Raw genomic sequence first — 24,992 nt, 5'->3', positions numbered from 1 at the left:
GTCCAGTCAAACCTGAACGTCTCGCTAATCAGTTTCGAACGCATGATTTGCAATGCGTACGGCGCCGCCTCCCCCGCTTCGCCGCCTCGCTGCGTGACTGGTGCCCCCTGAAGAGACGCCAGGACCACCGTGCCATGCCATCGGACCAAAGCGACTTTCCAGTTATGATGTGGCACGTCATGGCGTATTGGTTCAAGGCGCCGCTGCAACACCAGCGAGGCGACCGCGGCCCGCGCTCCTACCAGTTGCGGCGGCACGCGCATCCGCCACTCGCCACCTTGTCATTTGCCTTCTACCAACGTCCAGACGTCTGTGTGGATGGGTATCTATCGCTGATCGAGACAGCGTGTCGGTGATCGTAGCAGCACAGTTCCGCAGGGCGAAGTCTCTTCGCGTAACGAAACGCAGAGCAAAATATGCTCGATGATCGGCGCCAGCGATGTCCTGCTCGTCGATACGCCGGCCGACAGGTCCGCCGCGATCGACTTCGCTGGGACGCGTTGTGACTCACGGATGATGCGCTTTTTGTCCGTTTGTCCAAATCCGAGCCTAGCCCCTTCCAGATTGGTCATCGGTGCCGCAAGACTTGGGGGCCGCTGCATGATCGTCACCTTGCGATTCGTCGCATGGCAGGCACAGCGCCTCTGGCGGAGCGATGGCCACGGGAACGTGGCGAACTGGTTACCACTACGTATCCGCTGCCCAGCTGGGCAAGCGGACTGATATCCACCAATGCCGTGAGATTGTGCAATGGGCCGGTATAAAAACAGCCATTCGGCGATTATTTCTGATTGGGGCGCTACCGCGACCTCGACCGTATGCCGGGCGCTGCAAGCCAATCGATCGGACAACGGTCCTTATGCTTTCAGAAGCACGGCCATCCCGAGGCTCTTCAGCCGTCGCTCGGGCGATCCCGCGCCGGTTATTCGACGAGCACTCGCTCGCGCTCCGCGCCTCGCAAACGCGTACTTCCGCCGATCGCGCGAACGATGCACATGCCGGGGGCGTGGAAATGCGCTGCTTAGTGGGACACGCACGTAGCGAGCTGCGAACGGATTGATGGAACGCCGGCGAAAACCGGTTTTGCAACCAATGACCTGTCCTTTTCGAGACCTTGGTGGTTGGCGGAGAGCGCCCAGGATCGGTTTTGCCGCTCATTCGCCTTGCATTTTGCGACGGCTTGGGCAGATCGCACCGTCGTAACCGCACTCCTGGCGCAAATTTCAAAAACGTAGGGCGGGGAACCGCGTGCAAACGGGCTATCGCTGAAGCCGCACCGGTAGCGCCGCCCGCGAGCTAGACCGTGTGAAACAAGGAGGCAAGAAATGCTGTTCAATCTAAAAGCTATGCGAAACAGCCGCTTACGTTGGTTTCGGTCGAAATGTTTCACGAAATCCGTTCTGCCGGATCAAGAAAACCGTCCCCGCTTCGGAGTTGGCGCGCGTAGCAGCGCCTCTGTCACAGATCGTATCGAATGATACGTAAAACGTAGTCTTTTCCGCATGAAAAATGCCCGATCCGCTTTGCACGACGCTCTCTATTGGGGGAGCTCCAGACATGTGTAACGAACCGATATGAGCACGCGGGTATGACGAAACGAAACATTTTGTAACCGTTCCACATGCTGAGCGGTTCTTTCCTCAGAGTATAAGCGCCGTAGGGATTAGGAAAGACGAAATGTCTGTGTCCACATCATCAGATCGCGCATCGGTGTTGGGCCGTCTGTCGGGAATAGTAAAGGCGTACGCCGACCGGTCCTATGCGTTCCCGCTCGTAGCGGTAGTGATCACCGGTGCGATCTGGGGCGTCACGCTTCAGCGTGTTCAGCATGAAGGCGAAGCGGCCCGAGCGACTGCTGCCGCGACCAGTTCGCAACTGGCGGACACCTTCGCGGCCCACATCGCGAGGACGGTTCACGACGCTGACGTTGCCGTGCGGTGGGTCAAGTACGAGTATGAACGCTCCCCGGCGACTTTTACGCTCGCCGATTACAAGCAGCGCGGACTTGTCTCCGCCGACACCGCGTTGCAGGTGACCATCGTCGACGCTGCCGGCAAAGTCGTGCAAACCACAACTTCGGCTGCCCGTTCCGTCAACTTGTCGGATCGCCAGCATTTCAAAGTACACGAAAGAGGCGACATCGGTCTCTACATTAGTGAGCCCGTTGTGGGACGGGTATCGTCCCAGTGGTCGCTCCAGTTCACACGACGACTCAATCACCCGGATGGCTCCTTCGCAGGCATTGTGGTGGTCTCGGAAGACCCCGACTTCCTGACCCACGGCTTCTACAACCTCGAGGGGCTCGGTATTCACGGAATGCTGGCGGCCCTTTCCGACAACGGTTACCTGCTGTCGCGACTTACGGGTGGAGAGCCGACGTCGCCCAGGGGGCTGCCGGCTTCGGCTTTCTCACCAATGAGAGGCGCCAGCGGCGCGATCGTTAAAGATCCGGTGGATGGCGTTCATCGATTTGTCTCGTACCGACATCTTTCAGCGTACCCGGTCTCGGTTGTCGCTGGTGTCTCGGCTGATGACGCACTTGCCCCGTACCGACAGTCAAGGCTGCTTTACGTCATGATCGCGTCAGTCCTGAGCCTGATGTTACTGGGCGCGGCCGCCTGGCAGTTAATCGTCACGCGTCGGTTCCAGAAACTGGCAGAGACCGACTCGCTCACAGGCCTGCCTAACCGGCACCTCATGTTGCAAACGGTACGTCAATGGATTCGCAACGAAGAACCGGGACGGGTAGCGCTGCTGTACATCGACCTCGACAATTTCAAGGCCATCAACGATACCTTGGGCCACAAGGTCGGAGATGAACTACTGCGCAATGTTGCATTTCGCCTCGGGGAGTGCGCAGCGCCGGGCGATGTGCTCGCCAGGATAGGTGGCGACGAGTTCGCGTACCTCCTGTCCGATGAGCGGGCGCTCGACCATGCTGAAAGGACCGCAAACGATATTGTCCAGGCTTTCAGGCGCGTCTTCGTCATGCGGGGAGACGACTACACGATTAACGTCAGCATCGGGGTTTCCTTGCACAAGCAGTCCGACGAGACAGAGTTTGGACTACTTACGAAAGCCGATATGGCAATGTATGCAGCCAAAGAACGCGGTCGTCACGGCGAGGAAAGCCGGTTCCATGTCTACACGCCCGAACTTTTCGCGCGTGCGCATTCGCTTCTGGAGCAACAGCAGGCGCTGCAGTACGCGATCATTAATCGGGAGTTCTTCGTTCTGTATCAGCCGATCGTCTCGCTCGATGGAACGCTACGAGGCGTTGAGGCGCTGGTTCGGTGGAGGCATCCGCACAAGGGCATGTTGAAGCCCGACCAGTTTATCCCGCTCGCTGAATCAACCGGATTGATCGTCCAGCTCGGGGAGTCCCTGCTGCAGCAGGCATGCCGTGAATTTCGGGCGTGGCAGGAAACCGCTGGTAGCCGGATCTTTCTGTCGGTCAACGTGTCGTCGCACCAGTTCTCAAGGGGAGGGTTGTCGCATACCATCAGGCAATGCCTGAACGACAACCTCATGGATCCCGATGCGCTGCAGCTCGAGATAACAGAAACCGCAATGCTTTCAGGGAGCCGCGACCTGCGACTTCGAGTTCAGGACATCCGACGCCTGGGCGTCAAGGTGGTGCTCGATGACTTCGGAACTGGACAGTCATCGCTATCGAATCTTGTGTCGCAGACCGTAGACGGCATCAAGATTGACCGACAGTTCATCGAAACGGCGCCAGGGCAGCAGATGGCCGCTGCCTTGATCGAGAGTCTCGAAAAGCTTACCCGGGATGTCGGGTTATCTCTCGTGATCCAAGGCGTGGAAACACACGAGCAGGCCGCGTGGTTGTCACGCTTCAAGGAGGTGTCCGTTCAGGGAAACTTTTACGCGAGACCTGCGCAGCTCATCGATCTCACGCCCATACTGAAGTCGGGTTCATGATGCTCGGCTCAATGATCGAGAAGTTGCCTCACGCCAGCGCGAACATTGTCGATCTGCATAGTGCAGACGTAGGAGCAGATCGTGTCATTTTGAGGTTGCGCGACCACGGCGGTGGTCGCCTGGTCCTGGAGCGAGTGATTGACCGTCCCGAGGACGTGAGCATTACGCTACTGCTTCCCATGCACAGCGAACGGTTGTTCCTCGCATTTTCGAGTGCCGACCCGTGGGGTGACATTCTCGCGCCGGCGTACGACGCTATTCACGTTAGGTGCCGGCACGTGTTCAACGGCCGCCGCCGTCTGTCACGACAGGTCCGGTCCGCTTGCGTGGACGATGTGGGGGCCCGGATTCTCGAGTGTAGCAACGAGTGTGATCTGGCGGCCGTACTCGAAGCTTTGGCGGGCTCGCTCGGCGCCGAGCAATACTGCGTGAGCTGGATGGAATTCGACAGCGGTGGCAACACTGCGGATCATCGGTATCTCGTCGGGTGCGATCCCGCGTGGATTCAGAAGTACGTTTATCGCGCAGGCTACATGAACGACCCGCTTCTGGAATATGCGAAGCGAAACGCGACGCCGGCGACGTCTTCTGATCTCCAAGGTGATGCATCAGGACACTGGCTGCTTCAGGAGGCACGGTTGCATGGATTGTCCAGCATACTGGCGTGTCCGGTACACGAGAGCGCGCGATCGAGTGTGACGGTGCTGCAGGTGGCAGTCGGCGGTAGTGTCGTCGACGGAAATCACATCCTTTCGCGCAATAAGCACACGTGGCGCGGCGCCGCTGGTGCCCTCTCGGACTGGCGTTTGCGTCAATTGAGCGGGATTGCTACTGAGTGCGGACTCATTGGCGAAGAACTGACGGTGTTGCGCGCCTTGTTGCATTGGAAAGACAGTTCGGCCGACACCATTGCGGAAGAACTCAATTTGCGAGCCCGCCATATCAGACAGATTGTGTATCCCGGAATTACCCGAAAAATGGGCGTTTCTCACATCAAGGACGCGGTAACACTTGCCTTTAAATGCGGTTTGATTAATTGAGCTGATTATCTGGCCGATTGCCGTACCAGATTTTGGCGCCGTTGTGAAGAGAAAAACGGGAGTGGATTTTACGCGGGAATGTGGTCTAGATTGATCACAAGTTTGTGAGTCGGCCTTTCCCTGGCATTCTACTTCCGGCAATGAAAACGGCGAATCTGGTCCGAACGATCTGCTTCACAGTAGCATGCCTGCTGACTGGCAGCCAATCGTGCGCCGACATGGGCGATCGACGCGCGGACTGGTCAATGGTCACCGCATATCCTCAGGACACCGTATCGGGTAACAGCCTTCGCGTTTTCGCCGAGCGTGCAGCGATCGAAACGCGTGGTTACGTTGGGCCTCATCTACAGTATCGGTCGCACAGAGGTACGGGGCAGCTCCTGCTCGACGTCCAGTCGGGAAGGGTCGATGTCGCAGACGTGTTCGGCGGCGACCTTGCCGTGCTTGACCCTCTGTTCGAGCTTTCGACATTGCCGTTCCTTGCGCAAAACGAAGCGGAGGCCTCGACTCTCGAATGCCTGGCCGAAATCGAATATCGCCGCGCGCTGGCGAGCGCGGGCCTGCACCTACTGGTAATGTCGCCATGGCCGCCCACCGGTCTCTGGTCACGCAAGCCGATCAGCAGCATTCGGGACGTTGTTGACCTCAAGATCCGAACGTATGACCAGGCATCGGCCAGCGTATTCGCAAACATGGGTGCCCACGCCGTCAGTTTGCCAATGGGCGACATGAAGCGGCTGGTCAGAACTGGCAACATCAATGCGGTGCTGTCGTCAGGAGACGGCGCGGTGGGTGACACGCTCGCGGGGATGCTACCGAACTTTGCTGATGTCAGATACGCCTTTCCGGTCTCACTTCTCCTGATGAGCGAAGAACGCTTTAGGGCGCTCCCTGCCGAGGTGCAGCAGCAACTCACATCCGCGTCTCGCGCCGCGCAAAAAGCACAATGGCAGGCTCTGCCCGAGCGCATGGAAACGAACTATGCGCGCATGAGGGAGAACGGCGTATCCGTTCAGGATCCGATCACAGTGGATCTGCATGCCGCGCTTGAGCGCGAGGGGCAGGCGCGGGCCTTGGAATGGTCGGGTCGAGTTCGGCCGGCTGTGCGGGCCGTACTCGCAGCCTATCGCAATCGTGCAGCCGCAGTCGGAAATGAGTGTCGACGGAGCCTAGGCGATGACTTCAACGGAGGCTTGGGATGAGCAAACGAACCAACATCGCTTTCGCAACCCTGGCCGCCGCGACGTACGTGTTGGCTGTAGTTGCAGCGAGCACGTTCGGATCCACCAGAGCGGAATCCGATGCGTCGCTTTCCTGGGGCACGAGCGCCGCCGACGTGTACTCCGGGCGTTACGTGACAGGCAATGAGACATGCGCATTCCGGAATGAGGTTATCGCCGATGGCGCGATCTCGATTGATAGGCATTGCACCCATGCAGGAGACGGACGTGAGTGAAAAAACCATCGATTTGAACGTCGATATTGGCGAGGGCTTCGAACACGATGTCGAGCTCATCGAGTACGCGAGTTCGGTGAACATCGCCTGCGGGTGGCACGCTGGCGATCCACTGACCATGCGACGCGTCACGACGGAGGCGATACGAAAGGGAGTCGCAGTAGGTGCGCATCCGAGCTTTCCTGATCGCGAGAATTTCGGCCGTGTGCCGATGCGTTTGCCAACGGACGAGATTTACGCCGGCGTGCAGTACCAGGTGGGCGCGCTTGCGGCTGTCGTGGCGGGACTGAACGGCGAGCTTTCGCATGTGAAGCCGCATGGGGCCTTGTACAACATGGCCGAAATGGACGAAGAACTTGCCTTTGCGATAGTGCGGGCAATACGGGACTATGATCCGCGTCTGGCCATTTACGGTCTCGCTGGCGGGCAGCTTGTCCGCGTGGCGCATGAAGCCGGGTTGCCTGCGATAGACGAAGCCTTCGCGGACCGTGGCTACACGGCTGATGGGAAATTGGTGCCCCGGTCAGACCCCGGAGCATTTCTGGATACCGACGAGGCGTCGAAGGCCCAGGTAGTCGATATTATTGACCGACACTGTGTGCGTTCAGTAGACGGACAAAGCGTGTCGCTGCGGGCACGCTCAATTTGTTTGCACGGCGATGGCGCACACGCGGTCGATTTTGCCCGCATGCTCAGAAAGCACCTCGCGCGCGCCGGGGTAGGGGTCATTGCGCCTGTTCCACAGATCGTCGGGCAGCATGCCTAGCGGATTGCAGGTTGACGGACAAAAGAGCGATGCCTATAATCAAAACACGAATTTCGATTTTTGATATTCATTAACCAGAAAGTGATTCTCGATGCTTGATGAATCCCTCCGCTTGTTGCAAAAAGCCTCTTTCGGTGCAAAGAAAGGGCGATATGGGTATTACGCAAGCGGAGTTGGCAAAAGGACTGGTCATCCGGCCTCGAGTGTCGATCTTCATGGGATCGCTTGGCTCATGGCAGATCGAATTGACTACGGAGGAGAAAGTCCTGGCCGTTGAGACGCAGAGAGGGCATCCAAAGACGTGGCGAGCTCTGGACGACGCGATCGCCTTTGCGTGCGAGCACTGCAAGGACGCGGAAGAGATCCGGATCCGCTTCAAGGATAGGGAGTTTGTAGCAGAGAACATCCGATGATCGACCAGTGACGGTGCTACCAACACCGTCACCGGCCTAACCATTGATTACCGTGCGAGGGAAATAATGGCTGGCTTCATTATAGCCGCATCGACCGTGGCCGCGCGTGCTCGCTGTTTCGAGTGTGCCCATGCTTGATTTCAACCAGCTGGCACAGCAGTGTGCGCCGTCTGTGCATCCCGTCACGATGCAAGCCATCGCTCGCACCGAATCCAGCTTCAATCCCTTTGCAATCGGCGTAGTTGGCGGCCGTCTGGCGCGACAACCCCGCGACTCCGAAGAGGCGGTTGCCACGGCTCGCGCGCTCGAGGCCCGCGGAACTAATTTCAGCGTGGGATTAGGACAGGTCAACCGGTTCAATCTCGCCCGGTACGGTCTGACGTACGAAACCGCTTTCGACCCGTGTGCCAACCTTCGCGCAGGCAGCGCCATCCTTCACGACTGTTATCAGCGGGCAAGTGCCGCATACGGTCAGGGCCAACATGCGTTGCGGGCGGCAATCAGTTGCTACTACAGCGGCAATTTCATTGGCGGCGAACGGGTTCAGTCCAGCGGGTCCAGTTACGTTCAGCGTGTCGTTGCCAACGCACGGAGCACGGCAGCACCCGTTGATATGGTCCCGGCGATACCCGTTGTCATGGACGGGCCAACCGCCCCGACAGCGCAGGTTGGTGCCGGAGCGGGTAAGTCCAGCCCCGCTAGCCGCGCCGTTCGATCGCAGCGCCAAGATTCGCCGCATCCGTCGTGGGATGCTTTTGGCGACTTCGGCTGTGACAGCGATTCATGCAGATGACCTGACCGGCCGCGCCGCGGCGTTCGTTTGAAAAGGAGAGGCTCTATGTTTCGGAAAGTGAAATTCTATGCGAATCAGTTAGTACAACAGAAAGATGATGCGAAGCGCATAGCCGGCGCAGCGAGGTCAACGCTGCTTGGCGCAGTACTGCTTGCGCCCGCACTTGCCATGGCGGGAGGAGGCCTAGATTCGGCGACGGAGGGTGCGAATACGTTCAAGATCTGGCTGTACTCATTTCTCGGTGTCTGTGCCTCGTGCGTGCTGCTGTGGAAAGGGGCGGAGTGCTGGGCAGACCGTTCTCACTGGAGCGAGTTCGTTACGCTCGGCGGCAAGGTCGCGGTGGTCGGCGCAGTGGTCGGCGTGCTTGCTCCGTACCTGTGGAACCTCTTTACCTGAGCACGCGCCATGTCGGACGAGAAAGCCCACTATCCTGGTTTCAATGGTCTTGGACGCACCGCGGCGATCTGGGGGGTGCCCTACATGGCGATGCTGGTGGTGGTCGTCGCCTCGATGTTCACGGGGGTGCTCGTGGCCTTCTTCGTTGGTCCGGGCGGGCTGCTGTTCGTGTTTCTCGGCTTTCCGGTGCTGCTGTGGTTCAAGCACATCTGTGAAACTGATGATCAGGGACTGTGGATCATGTGGCTGCAGTTCCGCTGCCGCTTCTATTTCTGGCAGTTGCGCGCCCGCGCACGGGTGAATGCCGCACGGTCGGCGCCAAACTTCGGCAACACGTCGACGCTCGCGCCGTTGCGGTACGGCCGGCAGCGTCGTGTCTTCCGCGATTTTCTCCAACCACTGGGCAAGGGCGAGCGCCGGCTGCGTGAGCTCGATCAGGAGCCGTGATGGGCAACAGACCAACCGTCTCGAGCGGGATTCTCGGCGCCATCGGCGCCGTCGAAGACTGGATGCCGAAGTTCAGGCATCCAGTCACGAAGCACGTGCAGCACCTCGATGGAAATCGTTTCATGGTGACGCTTGCGCTGCGCGGCGTGCCGTTCGAGGTATTCGAAAACCTCGTGCTTGAGCGCAAGTTCGACCGCGACACCGAGACCCTGAGCAAGCTGGGTCGCGACCTTGGCGGGCGCCTTGCCTACCACGGTGTTTTCATGCGACGGCGCGTGAGCGTCAGTCGCGAGTACCGTTTCGACAGCCCCTTCATGAACTGGTTTTCGACGCAGCATGGCAGGCAGTTCAGGGGCGGCCGGTTCTTTGAAAACCGCTATTACTTTTCGATGATCCTGAAATCCGAGGATTTCGAGGACGGGCTGAAGGAAATTGCGTCCCTCGCCAGGCAGGCGCTGCAACAGCTTGCGGACTACGAGGCTGAACTGCTCGAGGTGTATGAGCGCGCGCATATGAACGGCACGAAAATGCTCGTCTCGCCGCTGTATGGTTTCGTCAGCTATCTCGTGAACGGCGTGACGGGCGATCTGCCGGTGGCTGCGGAGCCGGGTGTTGACATCATTCCGTCCAGCTATCTTCGTTTCGGCTATGACGCGCACGCGATCGACGGGCCGGGTGTGCCGGACCACCGGCGGTTCTTCACCTGCCGTGACCTGCGCAGTTTCCCGGACAAGCCGGGCTTTGGCCAGCTTGACCCGTTGCTCTCGTTGCCAGTCGAATTCACGGTGGTGCATTCATTCAACTGCATGACGGGTTTCGAGTCGAACCGCACAATCGACTCGGCGATCAACAAGCTGGAGTCCGCCGGCGACAAGGCGAAGCATCAGGTCCGGGAACTGCGCGATGCGCAGGGTTACGTCAACACGGGAGAGCTTTCGTTTGGCGAGTACCACGGCGCGGCCGTGGTCTACGGAGCAAGTGCGGACGAGGCGCTGGAAAACGGCACCCTGTTCGCATCGCGCTCGCTCAACGAATGCGGTGTCGAGTGGGCGCTCGCGACCGGTTCGGCACCCTTCACCTATTTCTCACAGGTCCCGGGCGCCAAGGTCAAGCCACGACCGAAGGTCCAGTCGTCGCGCAACTTCGCATCGATGTTCACCTGTCACGACTATTCGGCGGGCAAGGCCGAGGGCAACCCGATCGGCGATGGTTCCGCTGTCATCCCGTTCCGGTCGGCATCGGGAATCTATCACTTCAGCTCGCACGCGACCCGGCAGGGTGACGTCAACGTCGCGGAGAAGCTGGCCGCGCACCTGAAGCTGCAGGGCACGACGGGTGCGGGCAAGTCGACTGTCGCGACCGCCATCACTGGCATGCTGTCCCGGTTCGGACAGCTGCTCTTCGTACTGGACAAGGGCCGAGGCTGGGAAGTTTTCATCCGCGCGATGCGCGGCGCGTACGTCCATCTGGAAAAGGGCAAGCCGACTGGCTGGGCACCGTTCGAGCTGGCCGATACCGCTGAGAATCGCGAGTTCCTGTACGAGTTGGTCGAGCTTTGCGGGCGTAGAAACGGCGTCGATCACCAGGGCAAACCCATCAAGATCGACCTGAGCGCAGCCGAGAAGGTCCAGTGCCGCAACGCCGTCGACGCGGTGATGGGCATCGAGGACGTTCGCCTGCGGCGATTCAGCCTGCTGCTCGACAGCATCCCGGATGAGGGTGACGACAGCCTGCGCCAGCGTCTGTCGCTCTGGTGCAAATCCGAGAACGGCCGTTTCTGGTGGGTGTTCGATAACCCGCCGAACCTGGCGCTGAACATGACGGAGCAGCGCTGGATCGGCTTCGATGTCGAGGCGTTCCTCGTCGAGAACTACGAACCCTCGGAGCCGGCGTTTGCCTGGCTCTTCCATCTCAAGAAGATCATGCGACGTGAGGGCCGGCTCATGCAGACCGTGATGGAAGAGTACTGGTTGCCGATCCGCTTCCGCACGATCCGCGAACAGATCGAGGAGACGCTCGCCAGCGGCCGCAAGGAGGGCGAGTTCATCATGCTGATCACGCAGCAGCCCGAGCAGGGCCAGAAGGCTGCGGATCTGTATCCGGCGCTACGCAGTCTGGTTGCGACCAATCTGTATCTTGCCGATCCGGCGGCGGAAGAGGAGGCGTACGCGCGCGATGGGATGACGCGCAAGGAATTTCGCGAGTTCAGGAAGCTCGCGCCGTCGTCGCGCCGGTTCCTCATCAAGCAGGGCAACCAGTCGGCGTTCGCGAGCTTTGATTTAAGCGGCATGGACGACGCGATCGCGGTGTTCTCAGGCGACCGCGAGAACGTATTGATCTGCGACGCCGTGCGCACGGAGTTTGGGGACGATCCGGACATGTGGCTACCTGCCTACCTGGAACGTATTTTCGAACGCAAGCTGCGCACACGGCTAGCGGCACAGCACGGCGCCGATGAGCGGCTGTGGGCAGACGATCTGCGGCGCGGCCTCGAGCGCAAGCGGGGCGAACTCGCCCGCATCTATCCGTCGGCACGCGCTGTCGACGCGGGTAACGAAGCTGTCACTGTCTGATGGAGGCAATCGTGAACGTCAACGATGTCGAACGTGCCACACGCCTGCTGTGGGCCGGTCGTGTGGCCGTCACCTCGCTCAGCATGTGTGCCGCGGTCTTCGCACACGCGCAGGGTGTGCCGACCATTTCACCGGCTGAGCTTGCCCAGCAAATGGTGCAGGTCCAGCAGCTGATGCAGCAGATAGAGAACCAGGAAGCACAGTACCGGGCACTGACCGGTAACAGCAGCCTCGGAACGATCATGAACGACGCGTCACTGCGCAACTACCTGCCCGACCAGTGGCAGGACATCTATGACCAGGCGAAAAGTGGCAGCCTGTCGGGCATCAGCGCGACGATGCGCTCGATCGAACGGCAGGAGGGCATGACGGACGCCGCGACGCCGGGGCAGCAGCGCTACTACGACGTGCTCTCGGCCAACAAGGCGATGAACGAGCAGGCGTACAGCGCGACGATGGCGCGGCTCAATAACATCCAGTCGCTGATGCAACAGTCGAACCTTACGCAGGATCCGGCTCAAAAGGCTGACCTGCAGAACCGGATGGCTGCTGAAGAGGCGATGGTCTCCAATGAGCAGACGCGACTGCAGCTCACCGCACAGCTGCAGGCGGCTGAACTCAAGCTCGCGGAGGATCAGCAGGAGCGGGAATTCAAAAACCAGTTTCTCGGAGGCGCAAATGGTCAATAAGGCATTGCTTGGCGCGATCGTCAGTCTGCTTGTCGTCATTGCAGGCTATCTGGGCTATCTCGCATGGGACCGACACCAGCACAACGTGCAGGAGGAGATCGCACACAGGCAGGATCTGGAGTTCAGAGCGCATTTGCTTGGCACGACGCCCGAAAAGCTCGAGCAAGAGGAAACGCCCGCACAGCGTGAGCAGGACAAGGAGGCCGAACAGGTGGTGACGAAAGCAATGCAATGAGTGTGGAACGACTTCAGGAGCCGAAGATGTCTTATACGCCTATCACCACGACGATCTTCTCAAGGATGACGTCCGATTTCGACGCTAACGTCGTCGCGACCATCAGTTCAGGTTCGGAACGCATCATCGGTCTGATTTCGCCATTGATGATGGCTTGCTTCAGCATCTATGTGCTGCTGGTCGTATGGTCGTACTGGCAGGGGCAGAACGACGAACCGATCAACGACTTCCTGATTCGCATGGCGGCCTGGGCGTTCATCCTGACCTGCGGCATGAACATTCACTTCTATACCGAATACATCGTGCCGGCCGTTAATGGTCTTGGCGAGCAACTGTCCGGCGCGATTACGGGACAAAGCAATCCTGTCTCGGGGCTAGACAATCTGTTGAGCGCGTACATCAACGCTTGTGGGCAGATCTACGATCACGCACACAACTTCGAAATCATCGGGGCAGTGTGGGTGATTTCCGTCATGCTTATCTTTGCCACTCCGTTCATGGGCCTGGCGGTTGCCTACATCATCCTCGCCAAATTTGCCCTTGGACTGCTGCTTGCACTCGGGCCGCTGTTCATTTCGATGGCGCTGTTTCCGCCGGTGCGGCAGTACTTCTGGAACTGGGCGGGACAGTGCTTTAACTATGCGCTGCTCGTGGCTCTCTTCGCGGGCGCCGGCGCGATTGAAGTCAATTTTGCGAAATCGATTGCACCCAGCGGGTCGGCCTTCCCGTCTATGCGGCAGGTGGTGGAGATTGACGTGATGGGCGGGGTGTTCTTCGTCGTCGCGCTGAATCTTCCGGGCCTTGCCTCGGCGCTGGCGAGTGGTGTGGGCATTTCGACGATGACAGGCAAGCTGGGTGGTCTGGGGCGTGCGCTGGCCGCGGCCTCGAAAACGGGCGGCGCCGGCAAGTACAGGACGGGTGGCTCCATTTCGCAAACGTAGGAGGATGCGTGCCGGATTTCTTTGCGAAGCTGGTCCGCTGGTGGTTGCTCGTCGTATGCTGGGTTACGTTTGCCGGTGTCGTGGGCGCGTTGCTCAACACCATCGGTATGGCCATCTATCACCGCTTGCATCGATGACCGGTGAAAGGGGAGTTCAGGCGTGAAAGCGATCTTCCGCGCGGGGCTGCTCGCGCTTGTCCTGCAGGCGTGCAGCTCTGCGCCTAAACCACCGGAGCCGACGGGCCAGTGGATCCCTGTAAATCAGCCGTTGGCGCAGCAGTCAGGCCGTACGGAACCGAGGTGAGGACCAGGATGGTATCGACAATCAGACAGTGGTTCGGCGCAGGCTCGGGCGATCGCGCGCGCTCGCCGGCCACATCGGCGGCGCACGTGGAGGCAGCAACAAATGCTGTTGACCGGTCAGAGCGCGACGCGGTCAGCTGGTATCTGGACCGGGCGAGGGAGTTCGAGAAGTCGAAGGTCGAGGCGGCTGAAGAGAAGGCGCGCATCGCCGACCGCAGATCGGTGCTCTCGGGTGGCATCGCCCTCGTGGCCGTTTTTGGTCTGACGGCTTTAGGACTCCTGAAAAGACCGAACCCGCCAGCTGTGCTTCGGGTGAACGACACAACCGGCAGGGTGGATGTATTGCCGACGACCGCGAACGGCCATGTGAGCTTCACTGAAAAAACCGATCGCGCTGATCTGCGCCGTTACGTCGAGATGCGGGAAAGCTACGACTGGGAGACGATCTCGGACGTGCATAGCGCGGTGATGTTCATGAGCGACGATCACGAAAAGGACGCTTACGACGCGCTCATCCGTGGTCCGGCCGGCCCGCTCAAGCTGCTCAAGGACCAGGCGCGCGTCATCGCACGGGTCGGCTCCATTACCTTTGTCGGTTCGACCGCACAGGTGTTTTTCTCGCGGCAGCTGATCCCGTTGAATGCGGCGGCGAAGCGTCCAGACCCGACCTACTGGATTGCGACGGTGGCCTTCACGCGCGTCGATGTGCCGGAAAAACAGGATCAGCAGGACGTTGATCCGGACGGGTTCCGATGCACCAGTTACGAAGTGACGCGCGACTATACCCGCGCGCCCGCGGATGCATCGCCCGATGCCGTACCGGCAGTATCGAAGGCGACGGGGAGTGCGTCGTGAGTCGTGCTGGACTTCGCTTGCCGGCTAGTGTGGTCGCGATTACCGCTTGTGCAGTTGCGGCTGGCCGCGTCTGCGCGCTTGAAATCCCGCGTAGCTGCGGCGCTGATCCGCATATCCAGTGCGCGACCTATAGCCCCGACCAGGCCTACCGCGTGGCGACGATGCCTGGGCGTGTGGTGATGATCCAGTTTGAGTCCGGTGAGCACATCCTCAAGGATGGCGGCGGCATTGGCGACGCGCACGCCTGGCACGTCTCGGTTAACGACAGCGGGGCGCTGCTCAAGCCAGGCGCGCTGCAACCCGAAACCAACCTCGTGCTGGTGACCAACCGGCGCACCTATTCGCTGTCGCTTGTCGACGTATCGCGGTTGCAACCCGCGACGTGGATCCTGCGTTTCGACTATCCGGACACGAAGGCGAAGGCCGCGACCGAACAGCTCCGGCGCCGGGAAGCTGTCAGCGCGGCGCTGGCGGACCAGCAGGGCATGCCCGCGGTCCCGGCCGGAATTGCAGCGCCGGGCTCAGCGGCGTCTTCAGGTCCGCCTGGGTCATCCACGCCGGCAGCGAACATGCAGTACATGATGCGGGGCGATCGCGCGCTTGCACCCACCGCGTTGTGGGACGACGGCCGTTTCACCTACTTCAGGTATGCAACCGCGCGCGACCTGCCGACGATCTTCACGAAGCTGCCGGATGGCAGCGAGGCGACAGCGAATTTCCATATGGAGGGCGACACCGTCGTCGTCCATGAGGTCTCAAGGGAATTTGTCATCCGCTACGGCCAGTCGGTGCTGGGCATCCGCAACGACGGCTACTCGCCGGACGGCCACTACAACCGTACCGCCTCGTCGTTGACCGGCACGGCGCGCATCGAACGCGCACATGCCGGCAGCGATCGACCGGGAGACTGACGGGAGAGCACAGTCGCATGAGCGAACGCAATGAAATCGGCAATGCAGCGCCTGCGGACACTGGGCATCAGCCGTCGCTGGACCTGCCCGGGCGCCGCCGCGCGCGTGCGGGCAGGCTGAGGCTCGTGCTGGTCGCGCTGATCGTGATCGCGCTGGGCGCTTCGGGCGTCACGCTCTACCTGCAGCGGATCTTCCAACAGCATCAGGACGCGAAGCAGGCGGCGCTCAACAAGCCAAAGGACAGCGGCGCGAGCGAGACCGGCGCCGACCTCGAGACACAGAAGGAGCGCATCAAGCGGGCCGAAGCCGAGCAGGCGCGTGCCGCATCGGAAGCGGCGGCCGCCGCCGCGGCGAGGCAGCAGCTTGCCACGCCGGCCGGCGCCGCGTCGCATTCTGTCGGTGAAGGGCGCACCGCGATGGCGAACAACCAGCCGCGGCCACTGACACCCGCCGAGCGGCGTCTCTACGGCAGCGTGCTGGTTATGTCCGATGACAGCAGGGCTACCGGCGTGCCTGAGGACTCCGCCCTCCCGTCGAATGACGCAGGTGGTAATGCAGACACCACGGGCAATCGCTCGGGTGGCGACGGTTTGCCCGGCATGGCGAAGTCCATGGGGCTCGCAGCGCTGCGGGGCGGTCCATCTGGAACTGCGGGTTCATCTGGCGCAGGCATGGCTGATAACCATGACACCGGCAACAGCAAGGGATCTTCCTTCGACCAGTCACTGCAGCCCTCGAAGCTGCAGCCGATGCGTGCCTCGTTCAGGCCGAACCGGCACTACATGATTGCGCGGAACACCATGATCCGTTGCGGGCAGGCCACCGCAATCCGCACCGACCGGCCGGGACTGGTTGGCTGTCCGATCGCTGATGACGTCTGGTCGGACGATGGCACGACGCTGCTCATCCGCAAGGGCGCGCTGGCCAAGGGCGAGCAGCGCGACGCAGTGGTACACGGACAGGGTGTCATTGGTGCTATCTGGGATGAGATTGACGACGGCGACGTCCGTATTCCCCTGAACTCGCCGGCGACCGATCCGCTCGGTGCGGCCGGGATTCCCGCCTACATCGACGAGCATTTCTGGCTGCGCTTCAAGGGTGCCCTGATGGTGAGTCTCATTGGCGACTTTGGTCAGGCGCTTGCGAACAAGGCAATCGGAGCGGGCCAGACCATTACCTTCTCGAACAGCTCGAACGCGACGCAGGACGTGGCTGCCGAAACGCTTCGCAACACGATCAATATCCCGCCGACCGCTTATTCGAACCAGGGATCGGTGATCAACATCTTCGTTGCGCGCGACGTAGATCTGGCCAGCGTATACGAAAACGTCGGCAGCGACGGCACCGAGATTGCGCCGTCCGCGCGGCAATGATGAATGTGAGGACATGACGATGCAACTGCAGATCCGGTTTCCCGATACCTTTCCGCTCCATGGTGTCGAGCGTGATGCCTTCGAGGCAAAGCTGCGCGACGCGCTGCATTACGTCTTCGACGGGCGCCGCGTACGGCGGTTGGCCGAACAGGTCGATGCGCGTAGGCCGTTCGAGCCGTCTGATGTCCTGCCGCTGCGCCGGATCGGCGACGAGCATACGTTCGAGCAATGCATGACGCTCGACCGCTGCCGGTTCGACGACATGTCGATGGCGCTGCGCCGCGTGGTTATGCATGCAATCGCCGCGCGGCTTGGCCTTGAACTGTCTGAGCCCGGGATCGCGACGGGCACTGTCGGCCAGGATGAGGGCGCAACTAACTGTCCGCCGTCAAAGGCCCCGCCTTCGCTGCGCCGTGCCCGGACCGTGCACGGCGCTCTTGCAATCGCAGCAGTTACGGCGGCTGGTGTACTGGCCACGGCGACAGTCATGTGGAAGCTTGCCAGTCCTGCGGTTACGGCATCGATGATGGTGACGGTTGTTTCTACGTCGCCCGCGCAGACATTACGCGATCTGGCGGGCAGCGTGCCTGATGACAGGCGATCGTACCGGGTCACAGTTCAGGTCGAGCCGCAGGGCACAGACACGGCATCGCATTGACGGCGCGCTCCGGGCCGCAATTTACCAGTTTGCAACAGACATCTCCAGAAGGAGTGCAGATGAATTCGGTGGTTATCGATGTCATCGAAAAGGGGACCGTCGCTCGCAACTTCCTGAAGCAGATGGGTATTGCGAATTTCTTCGACGGCAGTCTCACCGAAGTCGCGATCAACCGTCCCGGCGAGATCTGGACGCAGGGTGCCAGCGCATGGAAACGGCACGATGCACCTGCCTGCACGCTGGACGCGTGCTTCAAGCTGGCCAACGCGCTGACGGTCATGAAAGGCGGCAAGTTTTCCACGAAGGAGCCCATTCACCCGGTGATGCTACCAGAAGGCCAGCGGGGACACGTGCTGATGCAGCCGGCGTGCGAGCGCGACACGATCTCGATCACGATCCGCATTCCCTCGAACGTGCGGTTCTCGGTTGATGAGTATCAGCGCAACGGGTGGTTCGATGGTTTCCGCGATGTGTCGCCCCATCACACCGTTCCGGACGGTGTCGACCTGCAGCCGTTCGAAGTCGGGATGATGGACGCGAAGTCACGGCGCGACGTCACCTGCATGCTCGAACTTGCCGTGGCCAACCGGCTGAACATCGTTCTCGCCGGCGGTACCGGCTCCGGCAAGACCACGCTGAACAAGGCGCTGTCCGACCTTGTGCCGATCAGTGAGCGGATCGGCACAATCGAGGACACGCCCGAGCTGTCGCTACCGAATCATCCGAACCGAGTGCACATGTTTTTCAGTGACACGCTTCCGGCGAAGGAAATCGTGCGCTCGACGCTTCGCATGAAGTTCGACCGTGTGTTCCTCGCCGAACTCCGGGGCGACGAGACGTGGGATTACATGACGCTGCTGAACACGGGAACGCCCGGTGGCATCACCACGATTCACTGCAACGATGCACGTTCGGCTGCGTCGCGCGCCGCGACGCTTATCAAGCAGAGTGCCGTCGGTCAGACGCTCGACTGGAAGTTCATCCTGGAGCAGGTTCGCATGACGATGGATCTCGTGCTCTTCATGCGGGACAAGCGGCTGGCCGAGATCTGGTACGACCCCGTCGGAAAGTGGCAGTTGCTTGGGGGTGTTGCATGAACGCGGTCGCAGGCACAGAGGTTATCGAGCAGGCCCTGATCGGCCTGTGCGGTGCGCTCGCCGTCTTCCTCTCGCAGGACAGTCGCCTGGGCTGGCGTCGCTGGGCCTGCATCTTCGGGCTCGTTGCGCAGCCATTCTGGCTCGACATGGCGTGGCGCGCACACCAGTACGGCGTGCTCGCGCTGAGCCTGGTCTACACGGCGTCATGGGCGCGAGGCCTCGCGGCGCACTGGCTCATGCGCAGGGAAGACTAATCATGAACTTCGCAATCAGCGATATCGAGGCGGCGATCGAGAACTGGCGCCAGCGTGCCTCGTCCGATGAAGCATTTGCAACGAGTGCTGAGGCCTGCGCCCTCGCACGGCTTTACGGCGCTGTGATCGTTCATGGGTGTGAGGCACTTGCCGATGCGGAACTCGATGAGACGCAGCGCAACGCGCTGCGAATCCTGTCCACGTTGCGCACTGAAAAATCGTCTGCTCCGACACACTGAAATCCACCATGCCGAAATATCTCCGCATCCTGATCCCGTGTCTTGTGCTGCTGGTGCTCGTCGCTGGCGCCGCGACCCTCGGCCAGTATCTTGGTGGCCTGCTGTTCGCCCGCCTGCAGAAACTGCCGCAGGACTCGGTGGGCGTGTTCACGCTTTTCGACTACTGGCAGGCGTATGGGGATGTGCCGGGGGTGAAGCGGGCGCTGTCGGTTTGCACGCTGCTCTCGGCTGTCATTGGCGGCCTGCCCGCCATGGTGATCGCGATGGCGCTTCTGAAATCACGCGGTCGCATTGCGCAGTTCGGCAACGCGCGCTTCGCCACGCGCCGCGACATCGTGAAAGCCGGCCTGCTGGAGAAGTGACGATGACGATTCGTGTCCTAGCCTCCCACCGCATCCCGCCTCAGGAGTGAGCATGTCCCACATGTATCCCCCCTTTATCGTCGGCAAGTACAAGGGCGAATATCTGAAGTACCGCGGCCAGGATTTCCTGATGCTTGCTGCGGGCACGCGCTCGGGCAAGGGCGTCTCGATGGTGATCCCGAATCTTCTCACCTATCCCGATTCCGTCGTCGTCGAGGACATCAAGGAAGAGAACTACCTGTACACATCCGGCTATCGGCGCAAATGCGGCCAGGCAACTTTCCTCTGGTCGCCGTTCTCGGAGAATGGCCGGACTCACGCTTACAACCCCCTCGAATTCATCCAGCACAGGTCGCCCTATACGCGGGTCGGCGACGTGCTGACGGTTGGCGAGCACCTGTATCCGTCGAACGTCGATGCGCGTTTGAAGTACTGGAACGACAATGCGCGCAACCTTTTTATTGGCGTCGTGCTGTATCTGCTCGAGACGCCGACCTTGCCTTGCACGTTCGGCGAAGTGTTGCGGCAGGCCTCAGGCAAGGGCAGGGCGGTGCGCGAGCACATCTCTTCCATTGTCAGCACGCGATCGCATGCGACCGACACGCTGCCACCGCTGAGCTTCGAGTGTCTGGACGCCCTGAACCGGTTCCTGTCGCAGTCAAAGGAAGCGTTCGCCAATATCGTGTCCACAATGACGGCGCCGCTTAATGTGTTCAGCAATCCGATCGTCGACGCGGCGACCAGCCGCTCCGACTTCGACCTGGGTGAGGTGCGCAGGAAGCCCATGTCGATCTACGTGGGCATCAAGCCGGGCGACCTGAAAGCGGGCGCGTTGCTCATCAATCTGTTCTTCTCACAGCTGATCGACCTGAATACTCGCGAGCAGCCCGCAGAGAATCCCGACCTGAAATACCAGTGTGCGCTGATGCTGGACGAATTTGCGGCGCCGGGCAAGATCGACATTATCGACACGGCCAACGCCTTCATCGCGGGCTTTAATCTGCGACTGATGCTGATCTTTCACGGCATGTCACAGCTTGAAGATCCGAAGCTGTATGGCAGGCACGGTGCGGAAACGCTCGCGATCAACTGCAAGATGCGCAGCCTCTTTGCGCCGCGCACGCTCAAGGATTCCGAAGAGTACTCGAAGCTCCTCGGCACGTTCACCCACCTGTCGCGTTCGCGCAGCCGCAGCCGGGGACGCAACGCGTCGACCAGCACGAACGAGACCGAGCACGGTCGCGCGCTGATGATGCCGCAGGAGCTGCGTGCGCTGCCGGGTCGCAAGCAGATCATCACGATGGACGGGTGCGAGCCGATCCTGTGTGACAAGGCGTACTTCTACGAGGATCCGGAACTGGTCGACCGTCTGGTGCAGCAGAGCCCCTATCTGCAAGGCGTGATGGCGAAGCTGGAAAAAGCCAACCGCCGTCGCGCGTGGTTCGGCTTCGGCCCGAAGTTGCCGGACGAAGAACAGATGAAGCACGCCGCGTTCGTTGCGCGTGAGCTATGCGCGCCCGTTCCGCAGATCGATGTCGAGCAGTGGTGGCACGCACAGAATGCTGCGCGCCGCGCTCAGGGTGCGACGGCTATCCATGCGGCGAATGCGGTGAGGGATGTCCGCGAACATGAGATCGGCGTGCTGAGTGCCGCCCACTTCGCCAACCGCTCCAGTATCCGTGCATCGCTATTCCAGCTGATGCCTTATCTGCGTGAAGTGCTACCCGAGGCGTCGCCCGACACACCTGCCGAGGGCGATGCAGCCTCCCCATCTATCCATCAAGGAGCCGCATCATGAACGAGATTGAATTTCCGGCCGATCAGCTCGACTACCGCGAGATGGAGGCAGCCAATGCGGATGATGCATCGTCCATTCGCGCGCGCGCGACGCCGCCGGCCAACGAGGCTCACGCGCGCGGTGCACCCGGCAACCCGGATACCCCGCTAGATGAAGCGACGCACGCGCGGATGAAAAGGATCCGTGACGCCGACCGGAAGAGGTACGAGAATCGGGCCAGCGCGAGTATGCCCGCGGACGAAGGGGTCGCGCCCGCCACCGGTATCGGCAAGCCCATCAACGGTAAAGAGTGGGAAAACGCGATCCGCCCGAAGCCGATCTTTGAGAAGAGCGGCTACGCGGTACCGAAGTCGGTCAGCGACCGGTATGTGGCATTTGAAGGGAAGTATCTCGATCGCAAAAGCGAGGCGGTGCACTTCGAGGACAAGGGACGCTCGCTCGCTACGGCCAGTGAGGATCGTGACGTGATCGAACACATGGTTGCCGTCGCTCAGGCAAAGCACTGGGGCGAGCTGCAACTGAAGGGTAGCGAGGAATTCCGCCGGCAGGCGTGGATTGCGGCGGAACTCGCGGGCATGCCTACACGCGGGTTCAAACCCGAAGCACAGGATCGGGCGACGCTGCAGGCTGCGCGCGAGGCGATGCGCATTGCGGCAGGCGAGCGGTCGACAACCAATGATCTTCCTCGCACGCACACGATGGATTCGACGTCGGCGACTGGGAGAGAACGGAAGCAGGGGAGCCAGAGCCGCAAGGCGGCGACGGCTGATGTATCCGGCAGGGATCCGTCCGATCCCGGAGGGGCATCGCCGGGCGGAGGCCGGCGCGGAGGCAAACCGCGTCCTCCGAAGCCTGGGCCGGCTGCTACCGAACCCTCTGCTCCTTCCGACGCGAGCGCTGCGTCAGAAGATTCGAAACAGACACAGTTGCCTCTGGACGCGGACGGTGCGTCGTCGCGTCGGACAGGTTCCGGCAAACCGGCACGTCAAAAGGCTGGGACGCAGAAACCGCCTGCCGTCACGGCTGGCGTCCTGGTTGAACACGGCGCCGCGCACTTTCATCACGATCCGAAGGAAAACGAAAGTTACTACGCTACGGTACGCACGGAGTCTGGCGACCGCACGGTATGGGGGCTGGACCTCGAACGCGCGATCGGCGAGAGCGGTGTGCAACCTGGTCAGCGTATCGAACTCGAAAGGGGCGGCAGCAAGGTCGTGACCGTCAAACAGCGGCAGTTCGATGAGACCGGACAGGAGCTGGCACCCAACGAGGTCGAGAGTCGTCGCAACGAATGGCGCGTGTCGACGCCCGACCTGTCACGACTGCTGACGCCTGAGCAGCGGGAGAGGGTCGAGTCCGCGCGTCGCGAGGTTGACGAGCGCCGGCGCATCGACGAGGCGCGCGAGCGCTTCCTGAATGGCGAGTGGCAATACACGGACGCGCAGCGGGCCACGCTCGCGGCCGCCCGTGAGCGGATTAAGGAACAGGCTGCGCGCGAGGTGCTGGAAGACGAAATCAGGGGACTATCCGACGAGCAGCAGGAGCAGTTGCGGGGGGAGTTCGAAAGCGCCGTGGCCGAGGCGCGCGCTACTAACCATCCGCTCAATGTTCCGATGCCGCAGGTGAGCGAAGCGACGATCGATGCCATGCGCGAACAGATCGAGCGGGAGCGCGCAAGCCAGAGCATGTGGCAGCAACAGCAGCAGCGCACGGAACAGAAACAACAACAGGACCAGCCGTCGCACGAGGCTGGACATGACACACCGACGCTGGAAATTGACCCGTAACTGAAGCCGTTTGGCGTGACCGCGGTGATGCGGGCACATCCAGTTCAACCGATAAGGAACATTGCATCATGAAGATTGCGGTTATCAATTTCTCGGGCAACGTTGGCAAGAGTACCGTTGCACACCATCTGCTTGTGCCACGTCTGCCGGGCGCTGAAGTAATCCCGATCGAATCAATCAATTCGGATGACCGCGAAAAGGAAGGTGCGTTGCGCGGGTCGCAATTTGATGAGCTGCAGGATCAGTTGATGACACTGGAAAACGCCGTCGTCGATGTGGGCGCATCGAATGTCGAAGATTTTGTAGGTCTGATGCGAAGCTATGACGGCTCGCATGAAGACTTCGATCTCTTCATCGTGCCGGCTGTATCGACCGCCAAGCAGCAGGTGGACACGATCGCAACGCTGCGTGCGCTTTCTGATCTGGGCGTGCGTGCCACAAAGATCCGGTTGGTCATGAATATGGTCGACCGCAAACAGGACCTCAGCCGGGGCTTCGCGAAGCTGTTCGAGTTTCACTCACGCACCGATGTTTTTTCGATGCATCGTGACGCAGTCATCTACGAGAACCCGATCTTCGAAAAGATCAAGGGTTTCGACAGCTCGATCGTCGAAATCCGCGATGACCCGCGCGACTACGTCGCGCTGAATGCAGAGGCAATGGAAAGTGGGGCATCGGAGGCCGAAAAGGCACATATTCGACAGATGGTGGCACTCAAGCGTCTTGCGAGCAGGGTCACTACAGAACTCGATGATGTGTTCAAGGTGTTGGTGCGCTGATGGGCGCGTCAGAAGACTCGATCCGCGAGGAACTGATCGGCGAAGTGCTCGGCCAACTGTCGCAGCTGCGGCGCGATGTGAAAGAACTCACCCAGCTGCTGCAGGTGAGCGGCAAACAGTTCAAGGATGACGGCGAACTCACGCTGCTGCGCTTCACGTCGCGCTATGAGCATTTCCTCAAGGACTTCAACGCATCAACCACTGGCGTGCTCGCCGAGGCAGGGCATTTCGCGGAGGCGCGCGACCAGCTGGTCGGCGAACTTGCGTTGCGCGAGTACGACGCGGCAAGCGGGCGCGTGCGTGGTCAGTTGCGTGACGTGCTGCGCGAAGAGGGGTGCCGCTGCGGTATTGGCCGCCTCGAACTTGCGACATGGGTCGTCTGTGCAGCGCTTGCTTCGGCGGTCCTCTCGGTCGGTGCAGTCCAGGTGCTGCATCTGGTCGGAACATAGGAGTTGTTCCATGCAATTCAGAACATCTTTTGTGGTCACGGTAGCGGCGTGCGCTGTGCTAACAGCCGCCACAAAGGCGCGAGCCGACGACGACAATCAGAGTGCGTGTGGGGCAGTGCTTTGCCTTGCCGGACTGATGCAGGGTGGTAACGGCGGGCGCGAGTGCAGCCAGTATGAGGCGGACTACTTTTCGATCGTGCGCTATCACCATGGTCACTTCGATCTGAGCGGGACGTCCAACGCACGAGACGATTTCCTGAACCAGTGTCGCTCGGTCGGCAGCGATCAGAAAAGCGCAGTCAACTCGAAGTATGGCAGTGTCGAGAGCGGGCCATGAAACGGACTCCACCGCGGCGTCAATGGCTTTCGCATGCCCACGTCACGAATGAGCTTCGATGCCATATGATATGTAGTCCTACGATGATGCCGCGGAACAG

26 protein-coding genes are annotated in these 24,992 nt (G+C 60.8%); all 26 read left to right on the top strand.

The features are described 5' to 3' along the window. Positions 1–1,677 precede the first annotated feature (1,677 nt). The 26 genes from QEN71_RS40995 (at position 1,678) to QEN71_RS40870 (ending at position 24,892) form a co-directional block, all read left to right on the top strand. The gene (locus QEN71_RS40995; RefSeq protein WP_201661555.1) at positions 1,678–3,942 is read left to right on the top strand and encodes a bifunctional diguanylate cyclase/phosphodiesterase; all 2,265 of its coding nucleotides are present in this window, start codon (positions 1,678–1,680) and stop codon (positions 3,940–3,942) included. Then, positions 3,939–4,982 carry an autoinducer binding domain-containing protein gene (locus QEN71_RS40990; RefSeq protein ID WP_201661558.1) on the top strand — a complete coding sequence of 348 codons (1,044 nt, stop codon included), beginning with the start codon at positions 3,939–3,941 and terminating at the stop codon, positions 4,980–4,982. Before QEN71_RS40995 ends, QEN71_RS40990 begins: the two co-directional genes overlap by 4 nt. Positions 4,983–5,227: 245 nt before the next feature. Continuing rightward, positions 5,228–6,184: a TRAP transporter substrate-binding protein DctP gene (dctP, locus tag QEN71_RS40985; RefSeq protein ID WP_201661560.1), complete on the top strand. Its 957-nt coding sequence runs from the start codon at positions 5,228–5,230 to the stop codon at positions 6,182–6,184. Then, positions 6,181–6,438: a hypothetical protein gene (locus QEN71_RS40980; RefSeq protein ID WP_201661563.1), complete on the top strand. Its 258-nt coding sequence runs from the start codon at positions 6,181–6,183 to the stop codon at positions 6,436–6,438. Before dctP ends, QEN71_RS40980 begins: the two co-directional genes overlap by 4 nt. Then, positions 6,416–7,204 (top strand): 5-oxoprolinase subunit PxpA, encoded by a 789-nt coding sequence (gene pxpA / locus QEN71_RS40975; protein WP_201661566.1) that lies wholly within the window; start codon positions 6,416–6,418, stop codon positions 7,202–7,204. The genes QEN71_RS40980 and pxpA overlap by 23 nt, the downstream gene beginning before the upstream one ends. A gap of 98 nt (positions 7,205–7,302) precedes the next feature. Continuing rightward, a complete protein-coding gene (locus QEN71_RS40970) occupies positions 7,303–7,617 on the top strand; it encodes a hypothetical protein (RefSeq protein ID WP_201661569.1) in 315 nt (104 codons plus the stop codon). A gap of 130 nt (positions 7,618–7,747) precedes the next feature. After that, the gene (locus QEN71_RS40965; RefSeq protein ID WP_201661571.1) at positions 7,748–8,410 is read left to right on the top strand and encodes a lytic transglycosylase domain-containing protein; all 663 of its coding nucleotides are present in this window, start codon (positions 7,748–7,750) and stop codon (positions 8,408–8,410) included. A gap of 45 nt (positions 8,411–8,455) precedes the next feature. Continuing rightward, the gene (locus QEN71_RS40960; protein ID WP_201661573.1) at positions 8,456–8,806 is read left to right on the top strand and encodes a hypothetical protein; all 351 of its coding nucleotides are present in this window, start codon (positions 8,456–8,458) and stop codon (positions 8,804–8,806) included. A gap of 9 nt (positions 8,807–8,815) precedes the next feature. After that, positions 8,816–9,253 (top strand): VirB3 family type IV secretion system protein, encoded by a 438-nt coding sequence (locus tag QEN71_RS40955; protein ID WP_028369404.1) that lies wholly within the window; start codon positions 8,816–8,818, stop codon positions 9,251–9,253. A 122-nt stretch (positions 9,254–9,375) separates the two neighbouring features. Continuing rightward, a complete protein-coding gene (locus QEN71_RS40950) occupies positions 9,376–11,826 on the top strand; it encodes a VirB4 family type IV secretion system protein (RefSeq protein ID WP_233472158.1) in 2,451 nt (816 codons plus the stop codon). An 11-nt stretch (positions 11,827–11,837) separates the two neighbouring features. Then, entirely contained in the window at positions 11,838–12,515 is a 678-nt protein-coding gene (locus QEN71_RS40945; protein ID WP_201661577.1) for a type IV secretion system protein, read from the top strand. Continuing rightward, positions 12,505–12,750, top strand: a complete 246-nt coding sequence (locus QEN71_RS40940) for a hypothetical protein (RefSeq protein ID WP_201661579.1) — start codon at positions 12,505–12,507, stop codon at positions 12,748–12,750. Before QEN71_RS40945 ends, QEN71_RS40940 begins: the two co-directional genes overlap by 11 nt. A 26-nt stretch (positions 12,751–12,776) precedes the next feature. Further along, a complete protein-coding gene (locus QEN71_RS40935; RefSeq protein WP_201661582.1) occupies positions 12,777–13,691 on the top strand; it encodes a type IV secretion system protein in 915 nt (304 codons plus the stop codon). A gap of 311 nt (positions 13,692–14,002) precedes the next feature. After that, the gene (locus QEN71_RS40930) at positions 14,003–14,848 is read left to right on the top strand and encodes a type IV secretion system protein (RefSeq protein WP_201661585.1); all 846 of its coding nucleotides are present in this window, start codon (positions 14,003–14,005) and stop codon (positions 14,846–14,848) included. A 29-nt stretch (positions 14,849–14,877) separates the two neighbouring features. Continuing rightward, positions 14,878–15,759, top strand: a complete 882-nt coding sequence (locus QEN71_RS40925) for a TrbG/VirB9 family P-type conjugative transfer protein (protein WP_233472159.1) — start codon at positions 14,878–14,880, stop codon at positions 15,757–15,759. A 17-nt stretch (positions 15,760–15,776) separates the two neighbouring features. Continuing rightward, the gene (locus QEN71_RS40920) at positions 15,777–17,132 is read left to right on the top strand and encodes a TrbI/VirB10 family protein (RefSeq protein ID WP_201661591.1); all 1,356 of its coding nucleotides are present in this window, start codon (positions 15,777–15,779) and stop codon (positions 17,130–17,132) included. 19 nt (positions 17,133–17,151) lie between these two features. Further along, positions 17,152–17,790 carry a hypothetical protein gene (locus QEN71_RS40915; protein ID WP_201661594.1) on the top strand — a complete coding sequence of 213 codons (639 nt, stop codon included), beginning with the start codon at positions 17,152–17,154 and terminating at the stop codon, positions 17,788–17,790. Positions 17,791–17,849: 59 nt separating this feature from the next. Then, positions 17,850–18,887 (top strand): P-type DNA transfer ATPase VirB11, encoded by a 1,038-nt coding sequence (gene virB11, locus QEN71_RS40910; RefSeq protein ID WP_201661629.1) that lies wholly within the window; start codon positions 17,850–17,852, stop codon positions 18,885–18,887. Further along, positions 18,884–19,141 carry a hypothetical protein gene (locus QEN71_RS40905; RefSeq protein WP_201661596.1) on the top strand — a complete coding sequence of 86 codons (258 nt, stop codon included), beginning with the start codon at positions 18,884–18,886 and terminating at the stop codon, positions 19,139–19,141. The genes virB11 and QEN71_RS40905 overlap by 4 nt, the downstream gene beginning before the upstream one ends. 2 nt (positions 19,142–19,143) lie before the next feature. After that, positions 19,144–19,380: a DUF3717 domain-containing protein gene (locus QEN71_RS40900; RefSeq protein ID WP_201661599.1), complete on the top strand. Its 237-nt coding sequence runs from the start codon at positions 19,144–19,146 to the stop codon at positions 19,378–19,380. Positions 19,381–19,388: 8 nt separating this feature from the next. Further along, a complete protein-coding gene (locus QEN71_RS40895; RefSeq protein ID WP_201661602.1) occupies positions 19,389–19,742 on the top strand; it encodes a hypothetical protein in 354 nt (117 codons plus the stop codon). 52 nt (positions 19,743–19,794) lie between these two features. Then, on the top strand, positions 19,795–21,540 hold the full coding sequence (locus QEN71_RS40890; RefSeq protein ID WP_201661605.1) for a type IV secretory system conjugative DNA transfer family protein: 1,746 nt from the start codon (positions 19,795–19,797) through the stop codon (positions 21,538–21,540). Beyond that, entirely contained in the window at positions 21,537–23,327 is a 1,791-nt protein-coding gene (locus tag QEN71_RS40885) for an LPD7 domain-containing protein (protein ID WP_201661608.1), read from the top strand. The genes QEN71_RS40890 and QEN71_RS40885 overlap by 4 nt, the downstream gene beginning before the upstream one ends. Positions 23,328–23,395: 68 nt before the next feature. Beyond that, the gene (gene stbB, locus QEN71_RS40880) at positions 23,396–24,106 is read left to right on the top strand and encodes a StbB family protein (RefSeq protein ID WP_201661611.1); all 711 of its coding nucleotides are present in this window, start codon (positions 23,396–23,398) and stop codon (positions 24,104–24,106) included. After that, entirely contained in the window at positions 24,106–24,555 is a 450-nt protein-coding gene (locus QEN71_RS40875) for a hypothetical protein (protein ID WP_201661614.1), read from the top strand. Before stbB ends, QEN71_RS40875 begins: the two co-directional genes overlap by 1 nt. A 10-nt stretch (positions 24,556–24,565) precedes the next feature. Further along, complete coding sequence (locus tag QEN71_RS40870) at positions 24,566–24,892, top strand: TrbM/KikA/MpfK family conjugal transfer protein (RefSeq protein WP_201661616.1); 327 nt, start codon at positions 24,566–24,568, stop codon at positions 24,890–24,892. Positions 24,893–24,992 lie beyond the last annotated feature (100 nt).

The organism is Paraburkholderia sabiae (genome assembly GCF_030412785.1).
Taxonomy (GTDB): Bacteria; Pseudomonadota; Gammaproteobacteria; order Burkholderiales; family Burkholderiaceae; genus Paraburkholderia; species Paraburkholderia sabiae.
The sequence above is the reverse complement of the archived record's forward strand: the minus strand, read 5'-3'. Positions and strand labels throughout refer to the sequence as shown.

Excerpts from the sequence above, each read along its gene's own strand:
- QEN71_RS40990 (WP_201661558.1), top strand. The coding sequence starts at position 3,939 with ATGATGCTCGGCTCAATGATCGAGAAGTTGCCTCACGCCAGCGCGAAC.
- QEN71_RS40950 (WP_233472158.1), top strand. The coding sequence starts at position 9,376 with ATGGTGACGCTTGCGCTGCGCGGCGTGCCGTTCGAGGTATTCGAAAAC.
- QEN71_RS40940 (WP_201661579.1), top strand. The coding sequence starts at position 12,505 with ATGGTCAATAAGGCATTGCTTGGCGCGATCGTCAGTCTGCTTGTCGTC.
- QEN71_RS40930 (WP_201661585.1), top strand. The coding sequence starts at position 14,003 with ATGGTATCGACAATCAGACAGTGGTTCGGCGCAGGCTCGGGCGATCGC.
- QEN71_RS40900 (WP_201661599.1), top strand. The coding sequence starts at position 19,144 with ATGAACTTCGCAATCAGCGATATCGAGGCGGCGATCGAGAACTGGCGC.
- QEN71_RS40980 (WP_201661563.1), top strand. The coding sequence starts at position 6,181 with ATGAGCAAACGAACCAACATCGCTTTCGCAACCCTGGCCGCCGCGACG.
- dctP (WP_201661560.1), top strand. The coding sequence starts at position 5,228 with ATGGTCACCGCATATCCTCAGGACACCGTATCGGGTAACAGCCTTCGC.
- QEN71_RS40920 (WP_201661591.1), top strand. The coding sequence starts at position 15,777 with ATGAGCGAACGCAATGAAATCGGCAATGCAGCGCCTGCGGACACTGGG.
- QEN71_RS40905 (WP_201661596.1), top strand. The coding sequence starts at position 18,884 with ATGAACGCGGTCGCAGGCACAGAGGTTATCGAGCAGGCCCTGATCGGC.
- stbB (WP_201661611.1), top strand. The coding sequence starts at position 23,396 with ATGAAGATTGCGGTTATCAATTTCTCGGGCAACGTTGGCAAGAGTACC.
- QEN71_RS40885 (WP_201661608.1), top strand. The coding sequence starts at position 21,537 with ATGAACGAGATTGAATTTCCGGCCGATCAGCTCGACTACCGCGAGATG.
- QEN71_RS40890 (WP_201661605.1), top strand. The coding sequence starts at position 19,795 with ATGTCCCACATGTATCCCCCCTTTATCGTCGGCAAGTACAAGGGCGAA.
- QEN71_RS40960 (WP_201661573.1), top strand. The coding sequence starts at position 8,456 with ATGTTTCGGAAAGTGAAATTCTATGCGAATCAGTTAGTACAACAGAAA.
- QEN71_RS40915 (WP_201661594.1), top strand. The coding sequence starts at position 17,152 with ATGCAACTGCAGATCCGGTTTCCCGATACCTTTCCGCTCCATGGTGTC.
- QEN71_RS40875 (WP_201661614.1), top strand. The coding sequence starts at position 24,106 with ATGGGCGCGTCAGAAGACTCGATCCGCGAGGAACTGATCGGCGAAGTG.
- QEN71_RS40970 (WP_201661569.1), top strand. The coding sequence starts at position 7,303 with ATGAATCCCTCCGCTTGTTGCAAAAAGCCTCTTTCGGTGCAAAGAAAG.
- QEN71_RS40870 (WP_201661616.1), top strand. The coding sequence starts at position 24,566 with ATGCAATTCAGAACATCTTTTGTGGTCACGGTAGCGGCGTGCGCTGTG.
- QEN71_RS40965 (WP_201661571.1), top strand. The coding sequence starts at position 7,748 with ATGCTTGATTTCAACCAGCTGGCACAGCAGTGTGCGCCGTCTGTGCAT.
- QEN71_RS40935 (WP_201661582.1), top strand. The coding sequence starts at position 12,777 with ATGTCTTATACGCCTATCACCACGACGATCTTCTCAAGGATGACGTCC.
- virB11 (WP_201661629.1), top strand. The coding sequence starts at position 17,850 with ATGAATTCGGTGGTTATCGATGTCATCGAAAAGGGGACCGTCGCTCGC.
- QEN71_RS40955 (WP_028369404.1), top strand. The coding sequence starts at position 8,816 with ATGTCGGACGAGAAAGCCCACTATCCTGGTTTCAATGGTCTTGGACGC.
- QEN71_RS40995 (WP_201661555.1), top strand. The coding sequence starts at position 1,678 with ATGTCTGTGTCCACATCATCAGATCGCGCATCGGTGTTGGGCCGTCTG.
- QEN71_RS40895 (WP_201661602.1), top strand. The coding sequence starts at position 19,389 with ATGCCGAAATATCTCCGCATCCTGATCCCGTGTCTTGTGCTGCTGGTG.
- pxpA (WP_201661566.1), top strand. The coding sequence starts at position 6,416 with ATGCAGGAGACGGACGTGAGTGAAAAAACCATCGATTTGAACGTCGAT.